This is a genomic window from Carboxylicivirga sp. M1479, from assembly GCF_007097485.1.
Lineage (GTDB): Bacteria > Bacteroidota > Bacteroidia > Bacteroidales > Marinilabiliaceae > Carboxylicivirga.
Window position 1 is genome coordinate 49323 of the sequence record NZ_VKDE01000006.1, and the last position, 20187, is coordinate 69509.

At 28.1% G+C, this 20187-nt stretch carries 30 protein-coding genes; 11 read left to right on the plus strand and 19 right to left on the minus strand.

Going from position 1 to position 20187, the window contains the following annotated elements; all coding sequences use genetic code 11:
* Positions 1 to 3: 3 nt before the first annotated feature.
* From FNN09_RS05915 to FNN09_RS05995, 18 genes are all read right to left on the minus strand, one after another.
* A complete protein-coding gene (locus FNN09_RS05915; protein ID WP_185968892.1) occupies positions 4 to 1839 on the minus strand; it encodes a hypothetical protein in 1836 nt (611 codons plus the stop codon).
* Entirely contained in the window at positions 1836 to 2486 is a 651-nt protein-coding gene (locus tag FNN09_RS05920) for a hypothetical protein (RefSeq protein ID WP_143300574.1), read from the minus strand. Before FNN09_RS05920 ends, FNN09_RS05915 begins: the two co-directional genes overlap by 4 nt.
* Positions 2487 to 2496: 10 nt before the next feature.
* On the minus strand, positions 2497 to 2931 hold the full coding sequence (locus FNN09_RS05925) for a hypothetical protein (protein WP_143300575.1): 435 nt from the start codon (positions 2929 to 2931) through the stop codon (positions 2497 to 2499).
* 18 nt (positions 2932 to 2949) lie between these two features.
* Complete coding sequence (locus tag FNN09_RS05930) at positions 2950 to 3357, minus strand: hypothetical protein (RefSeq protein ID WP_143300576.1); 408 nt, start codon at positions 3355 to 3357, stop codon at positions 2950 to 2952.
* Positions 3350 to 3859: a hypothetical protein gene (locus FNN09_RS05935; protein WP_143300577.1), complete on the minus strand. Its 510-nt coding sequence runs from the start codon at positions 3857 to 3859 to the stop codon at positions 3350 to 3352. Before FNN09_RS05935 ends, FNN09_RS05930 begins: the two co-directional genes overlap by 8 nt.
* Entirely contained in the window at positions 3859 to 4200 is a 342-nt protein-coding gene (locus FNN09_RS05940) for a hypothetical protein (protein ID WP_143300578.1), read from the minus strand. The genes FNN09_RS05935 and FNN09_RS05940 overlap by 1 nt, the downstream gene beginning before the upstream one ends.
* Positions 4197 to 4586 (minus strand): head-tail connector protein, encoded by a 390-nt coding sequence (locus FNN09_RS05945; RefSeq protein WP_143300579.1) that lies wholly within the window; start codon positions 4584 to 4586, stop codon positions 4197 to 4199. The genes FNN09_RS05940 and FNN09_RS05945 overlap by 4 nt, the downstream gene beginning before the upstream one ends.
* 5 nt (positions 4587 to 4591) lie before the next feature.
* Positions 4592 to 5773 carry a phage major capsid protein gene (locus FNN09_RS05950; protein ID WP_143300580.1) on the minus strand — a complete coding sequence of 394 codons (1182 nt, stop codon included), beginning with the start codon at positions 5771 to 5773 and terminating at the stop codon, positions 4592 to 4594.
* A complete protein-coding gene (locus FNN09_RS05955) occupies positions 5774 to 6388 on the minus strand; it encodes an HK97 family phage prohead protease (protein ID WP_143300581.1) in 615 nt (204 codons plus the stop codon). It abuts the gene before it with no gap.
* Positions 6389 to 6395: 7 nt separating this feature from the next.
* Positions 6396 to 7739 carry a phage portal protein gene (locus tag FNN09_RS05960; protein WP_143300582.1) on the minus strand — a complete coding sequence of 448 codons (1344 nt, stop codon included), beginning with the start codon at positions 7737 to 7739 and terminating at the stop codon, positions 6396 to 6398.
* A 5-nt stretch (positions 7740 to 7744) separates the two neighbouring features.
* Positions 7745 to 9412 carry a terminase large subunit gene (locus FNN09_RS05965; RefSeq protein ID WP_143300583.1) on the minus strand — a complete coding sequence of 556 codons (1668 nt, stop codon included), beginning with the start codon at positions 9410 to 9412 and terminating at the stop codon, positions 7745 to 7747.
* On the minus strand, positions 9393 to 9806 hold the full coding sequence (locus tag FNN09_RS05970) for an HNH endonuclease (RefSeq protein ID WP_143300584.1): 414 nt from the start codon (positions 9804 to 9806) through the stop codon (positions 9393 to 9395). The genes FNN09_RS05965 and FNN09_RS05970 overlap by 20 nt, the downstream gene beginning before the upstream one ends.
* Positions 9793 to 10218 carry a hypothetical protein gene (locus tag FNN09_RS05975; protein ID WP_143300585.1) on the minus strand — a complete coding sequence of 142 codons (426 nt, stop codon included), beginning with the start codon at positions 10216 to 10218 and terminating at the stop codon, positions 9793 to 9795. The genes FNN09_RS05970 and FNN09_RS05975 overlap by 14 nt, the downstream gene beginning before the upstream one ends.
* An 83-nt stretch (positions 10219 to 10301) precedes the next feature.
* The gene (locus tag FNN09_RS05980; RefSeq protein WP_143300586.1) at positions 10302 to 10520 is read right to left on the minus strand and encodes a hypothetical protein; all 219 of its coding nucleotides are present in this window, start codon (positions 10518 to 10520) and stop codon (positions 10302 to 10304) included.
* Complete coding sequence (locus FNN09_RS21095; protein WP_185968893.1) at positions 10510 to 10677, minus strand: hypothetical protein; 168 nt, start codon at positions 10675 to 10677, stop codon at positions 10510 to 10512. The genes FNN09_RS05980 and FNN09_RS21095 overlap by 11 nt, the downstream gene beginning before the upstream one ends.
* Before the next feature lie 60 nt (positions 10678 to 10737).
* On the minus strand, positions 10738 to 11310 hold the full coding sequence (locus FNN09_RS05985) for a hypothetical protein (protein ID WP_143300587.1): 573 nt from the start codon (positions 11308 to 11310) through the stop codon (positions 10738 to 10740).
* Between the two features lie 132 nt (positions 11311 to 11442).
* Positions 11443 to 11688, minus strand: a complete 246-nt coding sequence (locus FNN09_RS05990) for a hypothetical protein (protein ID WP_143300588.1) — start codon at positions 11686 to 11688, stop codon at positions 11443 to 11445.
* Positions 11689 to 11713: 25 nt separating this feature from the next.
* A complete protein-coding gene (locus FNN09_RS05995) occupies positions 11714 to 12007 on the minus strand; it encodes a hypothetical protein (protein ID WP_143300589.1) in 294 nt (97 codons plus the stop codon).
* A 501-nt stretch (positions 12008 to 12508) separates the two neighbouring features.
* Between FNN09_RS05995 and FNN09_RS06000 the strand changes: the two genes are divergently transcribed.
* The gene (locus tag FNN09_RS06000) at positions 12509 to 15601 is read left to right on the plus strand and encodes a DEAD/DEAH box helicase family protein (RefSeq protein ID WP_143300590.1); all 3093 of its coding nucleotides are present in this window, start codon (positions 12509 to 12511) and stop codon (positions 15599 to 15601) included.
* Positions 15602 to 15623: 22 nt separating this feature from the next.
* Here FNN09_RS06000 and FNN09_RS06005 read toward each other — a convergent pair whose 3' ends face one another.
* Entirely contained in the window at positions 15624 to 16916 is a 1293-nt protein-coding gene (locus FNN09_RS06005) for a hypothetical protein (protein ID WP_143300591.1), read from the minus strand.
* A 165-nt stretch (positions 16917 to 17081) separates the two neighbouring features.
* Here FNN09_RS06005 and FNN09_RS21100 point away from each other — a divergent pair, with 165 nt between their 5' ends.
* From FNN09_RS21100 to FNN09_RS06050, 10 genes are all read left to right on the plus strand, one after another.
* On the plus strand, positions 17082 to 17252 hold the full coding sequence (locus FNN09_RS21100) for a hypothetical protein (RefSeq protein ID WP_185968894.1): 171 nt from the start codon (positions 17082 to 17084) through the stop codon (positions 17250 to 17252).
* A 176-nt stretch (positions 17253 to 17428) separates the two neighbouring features.
* Entirely contained in the window at positions 17429 to 17677 is a 249-nt protein-coding gene (locus FNN09_RS06010; RefSeq protein ID WP_143300592.1) for a hypothetical protein, read from the plus strand.
* 29 nt (positions 17678 to 17706) lie between these two features.
* Positions 17707 to 18075 (plus strand): hypothetical protein, encoded by a 369-nt coding sequence (locus tag FNN09_RS06015; protein ID WP_143300593.1) that lies wholly within the window; start codon positions 17707 to 17709, stop codon positions 18073 to 18075.
* A gap of 22 nt (positions 18076 to 18097) precedes the next feature.
* On the plus strand, positions 18098 to 18532 hold the full coding sequence (locus FNN09_RS06020) for a hypothetical protein (RefSeq protein WP_143300594.1): 435 nt from the start codon (positions 18098 to 18100) through the stop codon (positions 18530 to 18532).
* Positions 18533 to 18764: 232 nt separating this feature from the next.
* On the plus strand, positions 18765 to 18962 hold the full coding sequence (locus tag FNN09_RS06025; RefSeq protein ID WP_143300595.1) for a hypothetical protein: 198 nt from the start codon (positions 18765 to 18767) through the stop codon (positions 18960 to 18962).
* Positions 18963 to 18969: 7 nt separating this feature from the next.
* Positions 18970 to 19152 (plus strand): hypothetical protein, encoded by a 183-nt coding sequence (locus FNN09_RS06030; protein ID WP_143300596.1) that lies wholly within the window; start codon positions 18970 to 18972, stop codon positions 19150 to 19152.
* Positions 19153 to 19158: 6 nt separating this feature from the next.
* Positions 19159 to 19404, plus strand: a complete 246-nt coding sequence (locus FNN09_RS06035) for a hypothetical protein (RefSeq protein ID WP_143300597.1) — start codon at positions 19159 to 19161, stop codon at positions 19402 to 19404.
* A 7-nt stretch (positions 19405 to 19411) separates the two neighbouring features.
* Positions 19412 to 19684, plus strand: coding sequence for a hypothetical protein (locus tag FNN09_RS06040; protein WP_143300598.1), 273 nt, complete (start codon positions 19412 to 19414; stop codon positions 19682 to 19684).
* Complete coding sequence (locus FNN09_RS06045) at positions 19677 to 19973, plus strand: hypothetical protein (RefSeq protein WP_143300599.1); 297 nt, start codon at positions 19677 to 19679, stop codon at positions 19971 to 19973. The genes FNN09_RS06040 and FNN09_RS06045 overlap by 8 nt, the downstream gene beginning before the upstream one ends.
* Positions 19966 to 20160, plus strand: a complete 195-nt coding sequence (locus FNN09_RS06050) for a hypothetical protein (RefSeq protein WP_143300600.1) — start codon at positions 19966 to 19968, stop codon at positions 20158 to 20160. Before FNN09_RS06045 ends, FNN09_RS06050 begins: the two co-directional genes overlap by 8 nt.
* Positions 20161 to 20187 lie beyond the last annotated feature (27 nt).

Here is a 20187-nt window from a genome sequence, read left to right on the forward strand (position 1 = left end):
ACATTATCTATTTTTTATGTAGTTCTGATATTCAACAGCTTCAGCAACTACTTTACTATCCATCATAACCTGAATAATTCTACTACCCCTATCACCTATTAGTGATTTAAGTTTATCTAATGGTGCTATTACTTCAGGGTTAGATTTTGCGTTAGCATATTCACCAACATTAACAATACTATCACCGTACACTATACCACCTTTTGCTAATTTTGGTATTGGTTGACTTAATACCACTGCTGCCTGTGCTGCTCCCATTGCTATTATTGGTATGGATGCTGCTATTCCAAAAATACCTGTTTGTCCATATGCTTTTGATACACCAATAGCTGTATTAATAGCAATTTCAATTAATGCGTTTCTTTTCTTTGCTATTGCTGCTTTACGCTCTATTTTTCTTTTCTCTAATTCTGCTTTTGTTTGAATATTTTGAATTGATGCTGCTTTTTGTTCTTCATTCATTGATGAGTTTTGAACAGCTTCAATTTCTTTTGCTGCTTCATCATCAATTTTTTGCTTTTTAGAATCGTAGTAATTCTGTTCAATTTCAGCAAATTGACCATACATATTTTTAGCAAACTCAAAACCATCATAACGTAGTTTCTTCTTCTTATCTTCTGATGCTTTTAATGCGTCTGCTTCAGAATTATATCTATCAATTATTTCTTTTGTATTAGCATCTAATTTTGATGTATCAATATCAAAATCAACACCTACTTTTACATTTTTAGTTTTTGTTGTTAAACCTTTTGATAATATTTCATTTGCTTCTTCTAATTCTTCATTAGCTTTATCTAATTCTGCTGTGTATTTGGTAGCTGTTTTTTTGATACCATCTAACCATACTTTTGTTTCTCTTAATTTATTATTATGTGCTTTTGATTGTAGGTTAATTTGGTTTGCTAATTCAGCACGTTCACGGTCATCTTCTTTAGTATTAGCACCTAAATTTTGTTTAGCATCAAGAATTGAAAGCTGTTCTTTTTGTAAATATGAATTACCTTTATTTAATTCGTGTATATCGTCAAATAATGCCTTTTCTATTTTGGCATATTCAACCATAGTTAGACCATCTTTTCTTAATTCTCTTTTATTATCTGCTATTCTTGCTTCTAATTCACCACGTTTAGTTATCCACTTACTTTCAGCTACATATAAATCATGTTCACGTTGTTTAAGTGAAATAGATGTTTTGATGTTTTTATTTACTTTATTAATAGCATTATTAACACCTTTAACTGATTGTTCTACAGCTACAAAAGCAGGATTAGAATATAATATTGCTTTACCGAAATCTTTTGCACCTTTTTTAGCATCAGCCCACGCACCATTAACATCACCTTTGAATAATTTTTTAATAGCTGAACCTAAATAACCAACACCATCTAATAGTGAATTAACAGGTCTCATTACTAAATCTTTCAGGTATTTACCAAAGTCTTTTAATACCTTTTTTGGATTGTTCCAAATGTTAACTAACAAATCACCTAAACCTTCAACTACATTAGAAAGTGATACCATTACACCCTCTAATACACCACTAACGGCTGTTAGTATGCGTTGACCTGCTGCTGATTTACCTAATGCTTCTGTTACTGCTTTTATACTACCTGCTAATACTGCAAAAGCTGCTGCATATGGGTTAGCCATCATTGCCTTAAATGAATTAGCTACATTACCAACACCTTTTGAAAGTGATATTGAACCACTTGCTACTTTTGAAAAATTACTTACTAAACTATCCGCAAAATTTTTAGATAATTTTAAACCATCATTAAAGCCTTTTTTCATGCCTGTTATGTTCAGACCTGCTAAAATGTTGAATGAATATTTACTCATCTATTATTCATCATTTTTTCAAAATCTTTAATGTGTTGTATCCTATCTTCTATCGTTTCATCTTTTCTTTTATTGAAAGTTTCATCATCAACTAAATATGGATTTTTAAAGATTTTATCATATTCAATGCGTGAATTATACCCCTTAACAACTGCGAATGCTGTAGTTGTATGAAAATTATAATTTAATGCTAATTCATTAAGTTGATTTTCGTTACATAATTCAATAGCAGTAAAAAATTCTTTTGGTGTTAATTCATACAATGATTTCTTATCTAATTTTAGTTGTGTAATTGCTAATGCTATTACATCTTTTAGATAAAATTTATCTGTATCTGTTTCTTCTTCATCGGTTTTTCTCTTTGGTTTGAAGTCAACTGATTTTTCAATTTCTTCAATGATTTCTTTGATTAGATTATCATTAAAAAGATAATTCAACCGATGTATAATATTATTCTTGCCTGTTAATACACATAACAATTCTAACCTTTTTTTAATATAGGTAGCATCTATTTCATTAGGTGTAAATGTGCTAACAATTAATTCAAAAATATCATTATAACTATCTAATTTATAGTGATTTGCTACATTATAGATAGTTTTGAAATTAAAAAAAAAGGGGTAATTACTACCCCCTTTTATAATCATTATCATGTTATTAAACTGATGGTGCTAATGTTAATGCACCGCTACCTTCTAAATTAAATGATACTGTACCATAACCATCTAAACCTGCTGATGGTGATAGTGACTGTAAGAAAGCAGAACCACTTAAAATTTCACCACCAATAGCTACTTTAACAGCTATTTCAACACCTGCTGTAAAAGCATCATATAAGCTTTTAAAATCATGTGCTGTACCTGCTCCTGGTGTAGTATCATCTAAACAAATCATAGTATCACCTCCTGCACCCCAAGACATTCCTTTCACACGCTTCTTTGCCCAGTCTCCTGATGGGTCAACATCTTTACTATCAAGTGTAATAGTTTCAACTTCTCTTTCTATTGAAATAGTAGCATTTGTTTCATGAAAGATTGTTTTATCATCTAATTCAATTCTCAAATCTTTACCTTCATATACTGTATATGCCATTCATATTTTTATTCTTTTTTAAAAGTTCATTTTGGTGAACTTTGCTGATAAATCGTAATCGGTTGTAAAAATCTTATTATCAATCTGATATTCAGGTATAACATTTTCAACACTATAACTAATTTTCCATGTAATACCATCATCATCAACCCATGTATCAGAACCAAATTCAAATTCATTTTCAAGTTCTTTTACAATAGATTTTAATTCATTGAAATTATTGGTTAAAACCCTTATTGAAGCTTCTAATTTTTTAGTAAAAATACCATCTTTTGTTGCTCCAAAATCAGATAAACCATAAGCATAAACTATTTCAGGTATTTCTTTTTCAATTGACCTTTTGAAAGGGTTAATGCAATCATTTACTATATCTGTAATGTTTTGATTTTCATTTATCTTTTTATAAATCCAATTACCACTATCCATTTAATTTTTTCATTTTTTTATCAACATATTCATCTAATATTTTCTTGAATGTGTTGAAAGCAGATGAACCCATCTGTCTATAGGTATCACTCATAAATTTATTTGCTTTGACACCTGTTGATGTTCCACCTTCCCACCAATGTATATTTCTGGCACCAATAGACATATCATCACCAATATCAAAAGCTTTTTTTCTAAAAATCTTCACTTTACCCCAGTATTGTTCAGGGTTTTGTTTTGTTTTTTTAACTGATGATTTTAATAATTTACCTATGTAATTACCAATAGGTGTTACACCTCTTTTTGTAGTAATATTTGATGCTTTTTGAACGGCTATTTTTTTAGCTTCACGCATATATTTACCCATTGCTAACTTAATAGTCTTTTCAGCATCTTCACTTTCAAAAATACTGAACACTTCAGTCATTTGCTTTTTAATATCATCTGCTGAAACTGTTGAACCATCTGAATTAGTGAAAAAGATATTCTTTTTCTTCGCCATTAATCAATGATATTTAATTTTTCGGTTGTTTTTGAACAACTTACATTAACAAACAACCCTAAATCACCCTCAATACCTATATGTTCTATTTTATAAAATTCACCATTAAATTTTACAATATCTTTCACATCTGCATTTTGTAATTTGTAGGTGATAAATTTGAAATTTTTATTATCTATTTCTTTGTAATTATCAGTTGATTCATTACCACTATCACCAATTATATCTACTCTTATGGTTGATGATTTTGAATATTGTTGTAAAATCACACCACTTTTTTCATCTCTCTGTGTATCATCATATTTATAAATGTCAATTACCCACCTCATATTATACATCATACTTGATAACCATATTTTTTTTGATATGTTATTAAATAATCAACTGAATCAGGTAACTTTTTTACTGTTGTACCTCTTTTTGTGTATAAATCATAAATTATTAATAACATAGCTTGTGTAAGGTCGGGTGGAATATCATTTACATCATCATATCCTGCAACTATATTACCATCACCATCATCTGATATAACAGGGTAAATTAATTCATCTTTAACACCTGTATAATTAGATAATACAATTACTTGATTTGTTTTATCTTCAATAACCTTTCTTGCAACAGGTATTAAACTATTAATATAAACATCATCTAAATCATGATACACAGCAAGGTGAAGCTTAACATGTTCTAATGTTAATGCTTCACTACCTACTGTTATTCTATTCATTTATATTACCATGTAATTTTTGAAAATAATTCAGGTCTAGTTACTGTAACGTCTGCGAATGCGTTTACAGTTATCTTGATCTGTCCTGAAGATGCTAACGTATATGGATCACTGATAATATCAATATTATCCCAAACACCAATTGCTACATTTGAAAAATCACCAACTACTGCAACATTAGTACTACCATCTGAAATTGAACCATCAACCATTGCTGGTAATGCACTAATTTTACCATTATCTAAAATAAAACGTGGTGAATTAGTATTAACTAATTTAGTTTCTAAATCAAAACCTGCTTCAGGTGATAGGATATAGGTCATATTACTATTACCATCTAACTTAAAGCTATCATATTTACCCTTAACAAGACCACTGTATAATTCAGTTTCATTAGGTGTTGTTAATTCAATATAATTCACTAAATCAGTACCACCACTTGTTGATGTTGCGTAATTAAATAAACCTTTTGGTTGGTTAGTACCTGTACCTGTAAATGCTGTACTTTGAACTTTACTTGCAACAGCTTGTGCAAATGATTCCATTACTAATGAAGCAACTTTTTGTGGGTGTTGCATGTAAAATTGTTTAGATACTTTACAATAACCACTAATTCTATGAGGTTTCATAGATATGCCATTAAATGCGCCTGATTCAGTACCTTCACCTGTTTCAGTTACCCATTTTACAGTGTTTGCATCCATTCTTGGTACAACTACATCACCAATAAGCCCTGTATATACCTTTGCACCTGCATCAATTACAGTATTATTTGCATGATATTCACGGATAAAATCAACTGTTTCTGTTCCTATACCTTTATCAACTGCTGTTGCACCTACTGTAATAGAGCGTAATTCATCAAGTGATAATGATTGTGTTTTTGCTGTTTCTGCTAAACTTCTAAATTCATCTAATTTAGTATTCTTTTCGTTCATACTTCTTTTTTCATTTTTTGTATTTTTTAAGGTTTTGTTTTCAATTTCCTCAATTTTTAATAATTCTTTTTCTCTGATTTCAATACTCCTAATTTCTTCATCTAAATTATCAAGTGTTGAACGCTCATCATCGGTCATGCTTCTAACTTCTTCATTAACTTTAAGTGAAGCAACAATTTCTTTTTGTTTTTCAATTTTTTCATTTAAAAGTGATCTTACTTCTAATAGGGATAGATTGTTTAATTCCATTTATCTCATATATTTATTTTTTAAAATGTAGTATTCTGATAATGCTACATTATTATCATTCTTTGTATTTCTATCTTCGTCTTTTTCTTGTATTTGCCTTTTTTCATCAAGTAAGAAAGTTTCTAAACTTCTTTTATCTTCTTGTGCAACTGTCATTGAATATGCAGGTCTTGATACTAAACTAACATCTCTAATGTGTTTAAATTCCTGTATTTCTCTAATCAGTCTATCATTAGCATCTCTATACCATCTATCTTTTGCTACTCTAAAACGTGATGACATTTGTGTTAAATCACCACGATTCAACATCTTTAATACATCTGTACCTAATTGTGTATCTGGCACATCAGCATCAATAAATAAACCTGTACTATCAATTTCTAATCTTAATGTTGGTTCTAATCCTTTACCGTTGATATTCCTTGCTAATATCATTGAATCATTGTGTTCAATATTTAATATAATATCCTCTGTACCAAGATTTATATTAGCAAAGGATGTTGGTAATGTGATTTCATTAAATTCTACCCAACCATCAATATATGTTTCTAATGTGTTGGATAAAGAATTAAATACAATTGGATAGCCTTTTACGTTCCTGTCATTAATTTCCATTCATAACTTATTCTTTTTTATCAATTGTTTGATTATCCTTTGTTTCATCGGGATTATCAAATTGTTTTTCTTTATTTTCTTGCTTCATCTTTGAATTTTCCAACATTTGATAACTGTAATCTTTGAATATATCTAATACTATACTATTCAGTTGTTTAGTTCTAATATCACCTAATTCACCAATTGAATCCCAACCGAGTAATTCACGTGCTTCATTTATTGAAAAAATACCCTTTTCAGTTAATGATGTTACAAAGTCTTTTAAGTCAGTGTATGATGCTCTGTATAAAGTAAATCGCTTAAATTGAATTATGAATTTTTTACGAATTAACCGTGTATAAAACTTAAATCTCAATTCCTTTTCAATTTGATCTAATAATGGGTAAATAGCATCATGTATAAATTCACTATTTTTTTCTTCTAATTGTGAAGTTGTTACACTATCGGTTTGGTATACATATGATAATGGTACACCAAAGAATGAACAGATTTGTTCAATTACATTTCTTAATGTTTCCATTACTTGAGCTTCATGTGGTGTTGCTTGTTTTGCTTGGTAATTAACACCATAAGGTAGGAAAGTTAAATCCTTATCTGATGTATTTTCCATTTCAATCAACTGATCTTTCAATTGTTGAAGCTGTGGTTTACTCATATCATATGAGTTTGTGTAAAAACCTTCTGATTTTAAACCATTATTGAAATACTTCTTAATTAGTTCAATTGAAGCTGTTGATAATCCAATTTCAGTTGCTAATACATCCAATGCACCAACACCTTCATATAGGTTTTTTTGATGGTATTTAAGTACAATCATATCTGATGACCTAATATATTCATCTTCACCTTTTACGATGTATTGCTTTGGTCTACCACGTTCATCTTTCAACACTTCAACAAACTCTGATTCAACAAACTCTAACCTTTCAGGTAATTGATTAGCTGACCTTTTTATTATGATATAACCATTTCCGTGTAATAGCATCTGTGAAACGGCTAAATATTTCATATCATATGATTTGGTAATTTCATCACCTGTAACATTTAACAACATATCAACATCACCTTTAACTGGTGTTTTTTTATTTGTTGTTAATTTATATTCAACCAATTCAGTATTAGCAACTTTAGATGCTATTAAATTAACACATCTACATACTACTGCACTTAAATAGGCTTGTTCAGATGATATTGATACACCTTTGTTTAAGTTTGTTCTGTTCCAATAATTATTGATAGAATCAACTATTGTTTTATATCCAAAACCATAATTACCTGATGTATCAGTTGTGTTATTTGGTAATTGTTGTGACTTACTTTTTTTGAATAAATCTTTAAAATTAAATTCCATTCATTTTAATAATATTTTTTATAATTGAGGTAAGCACCAATAGCCATTATTAAAGCTACTGCTGTATCAATCTTGTTTAATGCTTTGTGTTTCTCTGCTTTAATGTTGCCAGCACCATCTATATCAGGCACTAAATTTGAAATACACCATGATAACACTTTATCGTTATTTGTGTGTATCTTATTTTTTAGTGTTAATATTTCTAACTCTTGCATTGGTGGGGTAAATGATTTATAACCCTGTCCAAATGGTTCACCATCTGCACCAATTTCATGAAAAAATATTTCATAATCTTCTGCTTTCCATCTGTCATAGGCAATATATTGAACATTGTAATCAATTAATGATTGCCTAATTACAGTCATTACATAATCTTTATCAATTACATTGCCAGGGGTTAATATTACACCTAATGATTCATAATCAACTGAACCTGCTAACTCTTTATCCCTTGCTGTATCTTCAGGAACAAATGACCATGTTTTTGTTTTAATTGAACCATCTTCTTGTGGAAATATTAAAGCAAAACTTGTTAAATCTCGTGATGATGATAAATCTAATCCACCAAAGCACATTTGACCTTTTAACTCTTCATCATCATATGGTACTTGACCTTCTAACCATTCATCTTGTGTTATAAATTCACCTGCACCATTCAACCATTGATTTAATAATTTAGTTCTAAATTCTAATTGATATGTGCGTTGATAAATAGCGGTCTTTTTATCTTCCATAAGTCCCTCTAAACTAATCAGGTATGGGATTGATGGATTGCTTTTAATGTAATTGCTTTCATCTTGCCAATCATCACCTTCATCAAGTTCAAATATGAAGGCTAAACTCCTATCATCATCAACTTCACCTGTTAATACACGTGAATAGTATTCATATTGATTATACCCATACCCAACACAGGATAAACCAGCAGTGGTAATTTTTAAAATGTGCCCCTGTTTTCTATGTCGCATGGAGTTTTTAACCACGTTAACTAATTTATCATCAGGGTGTTCATGTATTTCGTCTGCAATTACAAAAGAACCACGAAGGCCATCCATAGACTTGGCATTTTTTCCAAGTGCTAATGCTTTACTATTATTTAGTTTACAGGTGATTTTACTTGCTTCATCCCTTATGAAAAAGATTTTAAATAATTCAGCTAAATTTCTATCATTCTGAATATATTTAGCCAAATCACCGAGAACTATTTTTGCTTGATCTTGCTTGGTTGCTATTGTATATAACTCTTTGCTAACTTCTTCATCTAATAGTAAATGGATAAGTGCAATAACACCCGCAAGTCCTGACTTACCATTTTTTCTGGCTACCTGACAAAAACTTTCTTTAAATCTCCTATATCCGTTATCATCTACCCAACCAAATAAAGATGCTACAAATGCTATTTGCCATTCCATTAATTTAATGGGTGAACCTTCAACTATATTAAATAATGAGCATAGTTCAATAACTTCATCAGCTAATTCATAATCAAAATGATAAACAAATCTTTCATCTTTCTCTATTCTTTCTAAATCTTGAAAATGTCGTGAAGCTGCTAATTTCATTTTCTTACAGCTTTCAACATCACCTGTTAATATTTGTACAAAGTATTTTTCTAATTTATGTGCGCCTTCTGCTTGGTATTGAGTAAGATGTTTAATCTTTCTTAATTCCATTCATTTCAACCATTTTTAATAGTTTTTCTTTCAGTTTTTTTGATTTATATTCTGATAATTTTAACTGTTCACAATGGAAAGGGAAAACTATATTAAACCATGTTTCAATTGTGAATGATATGTTATCTAATTCTGTTTTTGTAGAATGCGATGATATTGATAAACCTTGTAAATTATCAGGAATAAATTTTAAATATGGGGCTAACCTCATTGGGATAATATGGTCAATATGGTCAATTGCATAACCTGAATATGTACATACTTTATCCCGTTGTTTTATTACTTTTTTTAAGTCACCCCAATCTGTTGAGTTATAAACCTGTTTAGCTTTTTTTGATGCTAAATCTTTTGTTCTTGTATTTTTCTTTTTGGGTTTAACGTTAGTCCTTGGCATTTAATCTACTTGCTCTATTTTTTAAGAAGGATTTAATTGAATTATCATCATCATCTTCTTCTTTTTTTGGTAAATACTTTGATGCAGTTATCATTTTTTGGGGTGTTAATGATAGTGTTGTAAATACATCTGTTTGTAGTCTAATAGTTGCGTTTAATTGGCTAACCATTTTTAAGTCACCACCATCTACAGCTGTCTGTAATTTCTTAATATTAGATTCAAGTTTTACGTATTTTTCTATTAACTGCTGATGGGATTTTATCAGGATTGAATTTTCTTTCAAATCCTTAACTACTTGTTTGAATAATTTTTTTTCTTCTTCTGTAAAAATCCTTGGTGCAACCATTCTTTCAACTTGGTTGATATTATCTATAATTTCTCTACCATGTTTTACTTGTGCTGCATTATCCATTTTATAATTCTCATTTCCTTTTTTTACCGTTGTGTAAAAAGCGGTGCTCTATGGCGTTCTGTATCAATGTTTTACAGAAGCATTTACACCCCACCCTTATTAGTATTCTCTTTAGTATTTTTGTACAGCATATACACACCATAAATAATTGCTGTAATCATCCCAAATATTTGAATGAAAGTAGGTATGATTAAAGGTAATAGTACAACGAACCATGTTACATTAACTAACTCCATTACTTTCAATACACCTAACGCTATTGATAGAATAGTAGGTGTAAATAGTTTTAGTTTATTCTTCATCTTTCTTTGGTAGTTCGTTTTGAATCAATTCAGATTTATTAATTAGATCTGTTAGTTCATTAAATCTAAATGGTGTAATAACATTAGATGTTCCAATGATTTTTATTAGTTCATTGATTAAGTCAACATCTATTTTTAAATACTTTTTTTCTTGCATGTTCTATATTATTTTTTTAACATCTCCCTCTATTTATATAACGTTTAAGTCTATAGTAATTCAGGTATTTACATCATATTTTTTCATAATATTTTGTATTGACTTACAATCAATCAAATCTTCAAATGAATTCGCAATAAACATTGACTTTTTACTATTATTCAATTGATACTTCTTTTGATTATAACCTTTTCTTTTACTGTCAATTATTGCATTTCTAACGGATGCACCACATTCTTTTTTTGATTGAATAACATTAGTACTCATCATCTTGAGTAGCTGATTCATAAAGTAATCTCCTTTAGTATAACTCTGGCTATCAATTACTTCAGGTCTAACATTGTACTTTTCAATGTTATCTAAATAAAATTGGGTAATTTCTTCTATGTATTCAGGTGATAGTTCAACAGATGGTGGTGGTTCAATGGGTTCAATATCTTCATCTTTTTCAGGGTTCAAATAAGCTTTACTAACACCTGATGAATACAGTTGCTTAACAGGCTTATCAAATAGTATTTGATTATATTGAATATCTGTTATATTGAAGAATTCTAATAATTCATCATGTGGCATTGTGCCAATGTGTAGGTCTAATAATTCTCTATTTGGCTTAATTTTAATTCTTCTTTTCAATTCATTGGTTATTGTTTTTTAATGGGGTTATAAAGTGGTACAGTAGCTATTATCATGCGTTCTTTTTCTGTGATATCAAAAAGTACTTTCAGATTTTTAGTGTGATAAAAAAGATATTCACCATCTTCTTTTTTATCCCATTGCAATACTACCTGTTGGTTTAACTTTTAATAATTCTATTTTTTTCATTAACATTTTGGTTAATGTTTCTTTTTTCACTCTTTCCATTGGCGTAAATGTCACTGTTACATTATCATATCTATTATTAGCCCAAATAATTTTGGAATTCAAATCTTTTATTTCAGTATTATTAATACCTATTATACATTCATAAATGCATTCATTACTGTTGTGTATTTTACATATTTTTTTATTCATTTTTATCTTCTTCTTTTTTGTCCTATTAAATAGGTGTAGCAATTTTAATTTCTTCAATACCATCACCAAAAGCTATATCAAACTGTACTCTATCCAATTCTATAAACCATCTATAATTTTCAAAATTCATATATTCAAAATCTAACCGATTATGAATAATTACATACTTTATAATATTACCTGATTGATACCATACAAGGGGTAAATTTCTACCATCTACATTGATATAGTATGAATGTATATCATATTCGTTTGATTGCTTATAATCGCTTGAAATAGCCTTAATAACTTTATTCTGTTGTTCTTTTGTTTTTATCATTGTTCATTATTTCATTTTATAATAATCTATAGTATTATATATAAATATTAAATTATGAAAAAGCTGATTATTGATATTATTATGGATTTATTTTAAACTTTTTTCATATTTATATAGTACCATATAATGACTAAAGATTATTGTTTTAATATTATTTGATATTTTATTATCTATAATTTTCAATTTATAGTATGAAATGTGACAGCCACCCCCCAATTTTCTCTATAGTAGATTTTCATGGGGTGGTTGTCACTTTTTTTTAATTATTTTACTTTTTATTATAACCTTACACACAACACATTACATCATTTCATACACTAATTACAACCGATTTCACCTATTTTTAAACTTTTTTGACTTTTTGATATAGATATATAAAGAGGTGTAAATGTTACACGAATTTATTTTATGGTTTTTAGGTGGTAGGAGTTGCAAGCCTACCACCATTTATTAGAAATCATTTAATAGTGTATCATTTCAAAAAAAGACCATTAAAATAAAATGAACATCTATGATGAAGCGTTATTACGAATTAGAAATAATGATAAAGAAGCAATAACAGAATTAAGAAATTCTAACCCTATTTACATATTTCGTGACCATGAATACAATACGGCATACCGTGTATTAAAAGGTGAAAATTCATACCACCAATTGAAAGAAGCAATTATTGAAGAAAATACACCGAAAGATGAAAGAAAGTGTTTTTTATTCAATCGGGTATATGATAAAAAAAGACTATTAACACATTGCCGTTATCCACATACAGTTATAGTTGATATTGATGGAAAAAATCAAACTATGATGGATGCTTTAACCAATGATATGAATGTATCAACACACTCCGAAGCATTGGAAAAACTAAATAACATATTTAAAAATGATGAACATTGTTTACTTACCTCTTATTCAGCATCAGGTAAAGGTTTAAAGGCCGTTTTTCAGGTGATAAATGAATTATGGTTACGCACCATCAACCATCACCCACAAATCAAAAATTGGCTTGAAAAAGACATTAAAACACCAACTGAATTTAAAGCCTATCATGAAGATTTAGTATCAACATGGCAAGAACACAATTATAATAGAGTATTAGAACATTTATCACAATACAATGTACAATACCATAAAGAATTGGGTGTTGAAAATAACTATTTAGATAAAGTTGCTTCAATACCTGTACAAGTAATGTATAGTGTTAATTCAAAAGGTTTTCACATTAATAAAGATGCTTATTTACTTACATCAGATTTAAAAGATTTTGAAGAAGTTAAAGAATTAGCAAAAAAGCGAAATAAGGCTATTTTAAAGGGTGAAAAATCATCCCATGACAAAAGCATCAATAATGAACAGATAGTTAAAATTAACCAATTCTATGTGGATAATTTAACCCACTATTTAAAAGGTTTATCAAAAAAAGAAGCAGGTAAGTTAATTAACAATGAAACACTTAAAACATATTGTGAACATGGTCAATCATCGTACCCTATTCGTTTAGCTGCTAAACATCTAAATAATAAAGGTAGAAGGTTTATCTATGCTATATTCAAAAAGCATTATAAAGGTGATAGATTTGCTAATTTAACAATAGATTTTGAAACATTTAACCACCATCTAAATACATCAATAACAGGTAAGTATATTGAGTTATTATATAACAAGATTAACATCAACATACCCCTTTTAAATACCTCAAATAATAGTGATTTATTTGGTAATAATTACAACACACAATTATCTTTCAATATTTATGTAAGTGAAAGAAAATCAGAACTATTTAAAATATTTGATGATAATAAAAATGTAATACTAAAAGCAAAAGCAGGTGGCGGTAAAACTACACTGATTCAAAAGTATATTGATAACTGTTTTTCAAATGGATATAAAAGAATAGCTTTTGTTATTCCGAAAAACAGTTTAAACCACCAACAAAAAGAAATAATTACCGAACAAATCATTAATGAAGACTTTACCAATGATTTCAAATTAGTTGAAAACTTTGGTAATGGTAATTACTTCAAAAATGAAGATTATGGTGAAGATGAAAATGTATTAATCTTATCATCTACACCTAAATTACAAAACATCACTAAATACTGTGATTTAATAATAGTTGATGAATTACAGAATTTAGTAGCATATGCGAATGAAATCAAATCAAATCTAAAAGGTTATGATGGTAAGTTATTATTAATGACTGCTACCCCCGAACCTTATTTAATAGGTTTAAAAATGGATGAATACCACTATGTAAATCTTATTAAATCAAATGATGAAAAAAAGAATATAATGGTACATCTATCATTAAACCATAACAAGTTATTAGATAGGTTAATAGATAAGGATAAGAAGCAAATGATTTTTTATAATGATTTTGACGAACACACCAAAATTCAAACAAGAAATAAAGGTATTGAGTTCTTCAGCTTATCATCTCAAGAAAAAGAAAAATATCATTGCTATAATGTCATTGAAAGTCAGTTATTAGATAACAATCGTAAATATATTTCAACATCATATATTAGTGATGGTATCAACTTCCAAAATGAAGAATGGGATGATTTAATAATAATGGATAATGGTACTGTCTCAATATTTGAAATTTACCAACTATCAGAAAGATTTAGAAAAGTTGAAAATCTAAATATTTACTACATAGCTACACCACGAATTTTTGGTCATTATCAACCAATTCTATTTAGTGAAATGACTAACCACAATTCATTTAATGAAATAGTTACGCAACTACAAATAGAAGAAAATGAGCTAAACCGATTAAATAAAATAGGTATTGAATTAGTTGATAATAAGTACATGATAAATGATGGTAATGAATATATCTTAAATAAAGATGCTATCAAATTAGATTTACTAACACAGTATTTTAATAGCATCTATCAAACTAACCAACAGGGGTTTAAAGAATTGATAGAATATTATTTTGAAGCTGAATTCAATTATAATGACCTGAAAGAAAAGATATCATCACAAAAGGTAATCAACCAATCAATTGATATTTATAAGAAATACCATAATGAATTAACAATGATTTATGATGAAATTTCCATTAAGCAGAAAATATCAATAAAAGATATTGTGATATTAAATGAACATCAGGATAGGATAAGAAAATACAACAATAGAAAAAAAGAAGTTGAATCTATAGAAATTGAAATTACTGATGATGTATTAAACAAAATAACATTGAACAAATCTAATTACACCAATTGGTTCAATAGAAAAAAGTGTGAAATGTTAGGTAGTAATATGAATGGTGATAATTTGAATAGTGCTTCATTTTTAGAGTGGGAACAACAGAACACCATGAAAGATATAATAGTTAATTCACCGTTTTTAAAAGATTATGAAAGAGGTAAAACATCATATCAATATGTTGATTTAGATGATTTAGTGGATTTTATCAAACGCAGCAATGAAGTATATGAAAAATTTAAAACACAAATGAATTACCATTTTGAATTGAATGCTACATCATTAAATAAATACATCAGAAATATTAAAAGGCATTTTATAACCAAACGTGTAGGGCGTGAAAAAAGAAATATAGTTATAATAAAAAACCCTGATAACTAAAAGCTATCAGGGTTTCATTTTGTTAATTCTCATGTGGGTTTTTGACTTTCTTTTCTTCCCCATTTTTACCAACATAACTTGATGCTGCTTTCAATATACGTTCAACTACACCAACACTATCAAAAGTTAAAGCACCACTTTCATCTTCATTTCTATCACGTAATGGGTCTTTATGAATTTCAGTTAGTACTTTGGTTAAGTATTCAGACACACTTTCATCACTACCACGCTTCTGTATTTCACGTGTAAAAGCTATAATAGATTTAGCTAATGTTGCTTTATACGCATAATCTTCAGCTATGTTTTTTTGTTTTATATAGCGTTTTGAACAAAATGTAGCACCAGCGATTGAAATACCAATTGCTGTTACTTTCCCGACTAACTGTGGAATCCATTTTAAACCTTCTTCATAACTCGCAGTTGCTATAACAATAGTTAGAATAGTAGCAACTACAATTAAACCTATTGCTCCACCTATCCAAGCGCCCAATATATAAGAATTTTTCGCTTCCGTGTATCTTGAAATAAATGATGCAGCAATACCTTCAGCATGTTTTAAATCTAATGCTGTTTCAGCTTTTTCTATTAATTCATTTATTTTATTCTCTTTTCCAACAACTTCAACTATGGAATTATGCATTCCCTCAATTTGTTTTTCGTAGTTTGATATGTTTTTAGCGAATGTTTCTATTTTTAGTCTTTTTTCTTCTGCGGCTTTTAATTCACTTTTAATTAATTCTTCTGTTTTAACAACTTCATCAAAACTTAATTTAGATTTTTTAACGACACTGTTAATTTCAGTTTCCAATTTACTTACATCTTTAGTATCGTTACCTAAATCAATTAGTAAGGAATCTAATTTAAGCCGACTTTGAGCAATATACCTTAAGCTTTCTTTCGCCTGTTCAATTTCACGTATTGATTTTTGGTAGTTTTTACGTGTTTTATTAATCTCTTTGGCTTCTGTTAGATAATCATCAGTAGTTTTAGACATATTATCTAATCCTGATGTAATAATAATTTGTCGTAACATACCAAGTTGATCAATAACATGATTTACATTAGCAACATTTTGATATAATGATGTGTAGTGTTGTAATATCTGCTGTCGCTGCTGCTTAGTAATTAATTTAATTGTATCATTTTCTATAGATAGTAATAACTTCTCCCTAACATATCTGTATCTCTCTGGTATTTCCGATACAAAGACTTCATTTCTTTCAATATGACCATTACTTTCCGTTTGCTTCACAAACGAATCATATAAGTCACCCTTATCTAATATCTTCTTAAGATTTAATGTTGTTGCTATCATAACGCCTTTGTATTAGTAGAATTAGTGGAATAAGTATAATAATTATTTATTACACCTACGTCAGTAAAGGATAGTCCATAATAAATCTAAATAAAAATTTTCATCAAAATCGGCAAAAAATGAGTTTCACCATTTGATATATAATATCAAAACAAACTTATAACCATGAAAGAAGAATTAACTAAACGTGAATTACATGATGTATTTGACCAATTATTAAAAACAGGCGCAACACCATACGAAATATTACATGAATTTGAAGAATACAAATTCAATCAAATTAGGCTGAAGAAAATTAATAAGCTAAAAAATAATATCAGAAACAATGAACAATAATAAAGCAGACCGAATATCAATAATTTCAATTGCCTTTATATTAACGCTATTAGTGTTATTTCTAATGGTAGCACCCATTTTACACCCTTTTTCATTGGTAGTGATACTATGTAGTGTTTATGTAATAGGTGATATTATAATAGCTTATATGAGCTTAAAAAAAGAAACAGAAATGAATGAAAGATAATGTATATGAATTCGGTCAACATATAGCAACAATAGCTGATAGATTAGATTTACCAGCAACTATTGTAAATCATGATAATAATAGCATGGCTATTAAGGTAAGAGTGATTTCACTGAAGAAAAAAGAAAGGTTATTATCATCATTCAATTATGGATATTATAAAAAACTTGGCGTTATTGATACCTATGAAGATACTGATGGTATATTAGATGATGTATATTTTAGAATTATTTGTTAGATTTGAATTAAATATTAAATATAAAATCTATGGATATACCTACAGGCTCTAAAACACTAGTTGATTTACTAAATAATGTCCAATTAGTTGAACACTATAGAGACTGTCTAGTACAACTTTATTCTTTTTCTTCTATAGGTTATAAAATAGATAAAGTAAGGTTAATTAAACACATAATGTACTTTGATTTCATAAATAAATTCTATCAACTTGATGAGATAGAAAACAATAAAACCAGTATGTTATTTAATACAAAAGAGGAGAATGATGAACATGCAAATACATATTTAAAACTTTGTGATGATTGCGTAAAAACAATGGTAAAAAATAAGACCTTCACAAAAGTACTTGATTGTATTTTAATTTTAAGTGATAATAGAGACGAAAGCGAATTATAGATAATAATTAAAACATATAGCTATGAGCGAAAAGGAAAATTTGAAGAAATACAAAAATGCTGAAAAACTTAAAAATGCCAATTTAGGATATGATGTATTTAACGGTAATGAGGTAGGTCGTATTGTTAATAATTTTATCACAACAACAAAACAAGCACAGTTTTATTATCGTGGTTTTAGTTCTGAAATTTCAGTTGATAATACATATAAGTTCCTGCGTTATCTTTTTAAGTTTGGCAGATTTACACCTGAACAATTAGATCATGTTATTAAATTAGCTAATGACGAAAAGGATTTAAAAGAATTAGATTTATTAGATAAATTAGAAGAACAACAAAAGCAATTAGCAGATAAGATTGCCAAAATCAAAGAAAAGAAAACAGCAAAGGGTAAAGGTGATGAACTTAATGAAATCGTGAAAGATTTGAAACCTGCTAAAACAGAAGTAAAGAAATAAATATTTATCTACAATAATGTTTTTGAGGTGGTCATATTGACCGCCTTTTTTTGTGTCTAATCATAAAATAGAGAAATAATTAATAAATTTTCTTTCATTGATATTCAGGTACTTAATGTTCTATATTAAAATAAATAGAAAAATAAATAAAATAAAATGAAACCTTTTAGTAAAAAAAACAGTACCAGATGTAGAAATAAATATTTAAATAAACATTTTAATAAATAGATTTATGAAAAAAGTAAAACAAAATTACAAATTGAAAAAAGTAAAAGAACACACTTACATGTTATATCAAAGTGATAACATTTACACCAACATCATGATTGAAGCAATTAGTGATGATGTAGCTGTTAGTGTAGCAAATGACCACATACCACTATTAGAAGGGTGTGTATTAGAAGAAGAAGTATTAATTAATTTAAAATAAATAAAAAATGGAAAAAGAGAAAACAATAACAATTACCTATCAACAACTATTATCATTTAGTCATAATTTATTAGAGATAGCAGGTTTTGATGATGAGCAACATAACTACTTGGTACAATGCCAAGGTTATGATGAAGATTATGAAATTGAAGATGAAACAAAGGAATTTTTTAATAATAATTTAAAATAATAGAGCATGTACGAAAATTTAAGAACATTAAAAAAAGAAGAATTTAACAGATTAAGTAAAAGTGATTTATTTGATTTAATCCATGGTAAAAAGATTACAAAATCTAAACCATTATCAAAAAATCCTCAAAGAATGAGAAAAGAAGAATTGATAACACATTATCAGCAACATGTTAAAGTGATTGCCAATCTTCAAAAAGAAAATAAATTATTGAATAATAGAATATTAACAATCAAAAATACATTAAAATAAGATAGATATGAAAGAAGAATTATTAGAAGAATTTATTAAAGTGTGGAATTCACAAATACAAGACCAATTCACATCAGTTTATGTGTGTGAAGATTGTTTATCAACTGATGTAAAAACTTATTACAATATGGTTAGCATCAATAAAAACACAGGTGAATATGATGATATAGGTGAATATGATTGTGATGTGTGTAATGAATGTGGTGAATATATTGAGTTAATTGAAGTTGAAAATATTGAAGAATATAAAGAATTATTAAAAGAAAAAGATAATGGATAAAAAAGAATTATTAGAAGAATTTATTTCAGAATTTAAAAGACAAAACAATGATACATCTGATTTTGATTATGATGTATATGTATGTGATGAATGTCTATCAACTCAAGTAAAAGGATTTTACGATATGGCTATGTTATATCATAACAATCCATCAGATGTTGAAGTAGATGGTGAATTAATTGAAAACCATTGTGATGAATGTGGTGGTGATTACGTTGATTTAATTGAAGTTGAGAGTATTGAAGAATATAAAAAAATGTTGAATGAAAAATATGGTGACAATGAGTAGAAATTTTTATAGATGTAAAAAATGTAAATCATTAGATATACAACAGAATGCAGGTGTATGGGTAGATGTAAATTCAGGCGTATGTGGTGAACCAGACTATGAATTTGGTGATGATGGTATATGGTGTGTTAATTGTGATGATTATACAGAATTAGAAGAATGTGTATTAATACCAAAAGGTGAATAACCAACTGAAAAATGAAAACTTTTAATA

Excerpts from the sequence above, each read along its gene's own strand:
- FNN09_RS05915 (WP_185968892.1), bottom strand. The coding sequence starts at position 1,839 with ATGAGTAAATATTCATTCAACATTTTAGCAGGTCTGAACATAACAGGC.
- FNN09_RS05920 (WP_143300574.1), bottom strand. The coding sequence starts at position 2,486 with ATGATTATAAAAGGGGGTAGTAATTACCCCTTTTTTTTTAATTTCAAA.
- FNN09_RS05925 (WP_143300575.1), bottom strand. The coding sequence starts at position 2,931 with ATGGCATATACAGTATATGAAGGTAAAGATTTGAGAATTGAATTAGAT.
- FNN09_RS05930 (WP_143300576.1), bottom strand. The coding sequence starts at position 3,357 with ATGGATAGTGGTAATTGGATTTATAAAAAGATAAATGAAAATCAAAAC.
- FNN09_RS05935 (WP_143300577.1), bottom strand. The coding sequence starts at position 3,859 with ATGGCGAAGAAAAAGAATATCTTTTTCACTAATTCAGATGGTTCAACA.
- FNN09_RS05940 (WP_143300578.1), bottom strand. The coding sequence starts at position 4,200 with ATGATGTATAATATGAGGTGGGTAATTGACATTTATAAATATGATGAT.
- FNN09_RS05945 (WP_143300579.1), bottom strand. The coding sequence starts at position 4,586 with ATGAATAGAATAACAGTAGGTAGTGAAGCATTAACATTAGAACATGTT.
- FNN09_RS05950 (WP_143300580.1), bottom strand. The coding sequence starts at position 5,773 with ATGGAATTAAACAATCTATCCCTATTAGAAGTAAGATCACTTTTAAAT.
- FNN09_RS05955 (WP_143300581.1), bottom strand. The coding sequence starts at position 6,388 with ATGGAAATTAATGACAGGAACGTAAAAGGCTATCCAATTGTATTTAAT.
- FNN09_RS05960 (WP_143300582.1), bottom strand. The coding sequence starts at position 7,739 with ATGGAATTTAATTTTAAAGATTTATTCAAAAAAAGTAAGTCACAACAA.
- FNN09_RS05965 (WP_143300583.1), bottom strand. The coding sequence starts at position 9,412 with ATGGAATTAAGAAAGATTAAACATCTTACTCAATACCAAGCAGAAGGC.
- FNN09_RS05970 (WP_143300584.1), bottom strand. The coding sequence starts at position 9,806 with ATGCCAAGGACTAACGTTAAACCCAAAAAGAAAAATACAAGAACAAAA.
- FNN09_RS05975 (WP_143300585.1), bottom strand. The coding sequence starts at position 10,218 with ATGGATAATGCAGCACAAGTAAAACATGGTAGAGAAATTATAGATAAT.
- FNN09_RS05980 (WP_143300586.1), bottom strand. The coding sequence starts at position 10,520 with ATGAAGAATAAACTAAAACTATTTACACCTACTATTCTATCAATAGCG.
- FNN09_RS21095 (WP_185968893.1), bottom strand. The coding sequence starts at position 10,677 with ATGCAAGAAAAAAAGTATTTAAAAATAGATGTTGACTTAATCAATGAA.
- FNN09_RS05990 (WP_143300588.1), bottom strand. The coding sequence starts at position 11,688 with ATGAATAAAAAAATATGTAAAATACACAACAGTAATGAATGCATTTAT.
- FNN09_RS05995 (WP_143300589.1), bottom strand. The coding sequence starts at position 12,007 with ATGATAAAAACAAAAGAACAACAGAATAAAGTTATTAAGGCTATTTCA.
- FNN09_RS06000 (WP_143300590.1), top strand. The coding sequence starts at position 12,509 with ATGAACATCTATGATGAAGCGTTATTACGAATTAGAAATAATGATAAA.
- FNN09_RS06005 (WP_143300591.1), bottom strand. The coding sequence starts at position 16,916 with ATGATAGCAACAACATTAAATCTTAAGAAGATATTAGATAAGGGTGAC.
- FNN09_RS21100 (WP_185968894.1), top strand. The coding sequence starts at position 17,082 with ATGAAAGAAGAATTAACTAAACGTGAATTACATGATGTATTTGACCAA.
- FNN09_RS06010 (WP_143300592.1), top strand. The coding sequence starts at position 17,429 with ATGAAAGATAATGTATATGAATTCGGTCAACATATAGCAACAATAGCT.
- FNN09_RS06015 (WP_143300593.1), top strand. The coding sequence starts at position 17,707 with ATGGATATACCTACAGGCTCTAAAACACTAGTTGATTTACTAAATAAT.
- FNN09_RS06020 (WP_143300594.1), top strand. The coding sequence starts at position 18,098 with ATGAGCGAAAAGGAAAATTTGAAGAAATACAAAAATGCTGAAAAACTT.
- FNN09_RS06025 (WP_143300595.1), top strand. The coding sequence starts at position 18,765 with ATGAAAAAAGTAAAACAAAATTACAAATTGAAAAAAGTAAAAGAACAC.
- FNN09_RS06030 (WP_143300596.1), top strand. The coding sequence starts at position 18,970 with ATGGAAAAAGAGAAAACAATAACAATTACCTATCAACAACTATTATCA.
- FNN09_RS06035 (WP_143300597.1), top strand. The coding sequence starts at position 19,159 with ATGTACGAAAATTTAAGAACATTAAAAAAAGAAGAATTTAACAGATTA.
- FNN09_RS06040 (WP_143300598.1), top strand. The coding sequence starts at position 19,412 with ATGAAAGAAGAATTATTAGAAGAATTTATTAAAGTGTGGAATTCACAA.
- FNN09_RS06045 (WP_143300599.1), top strand. The coding sequence starts at position 19,677 with ATGGATAAAAAAGAATTATTAGAAGAATTTATTTCAGAATTTAAAAGA.
- FNN09_RS06050 (WP_143300600.1), top strand. The coding sequence starts at position 19,966 with ATGAGTAGAAATTTTTATAGATGTAAAAAATGTAAATCATTAGATATA.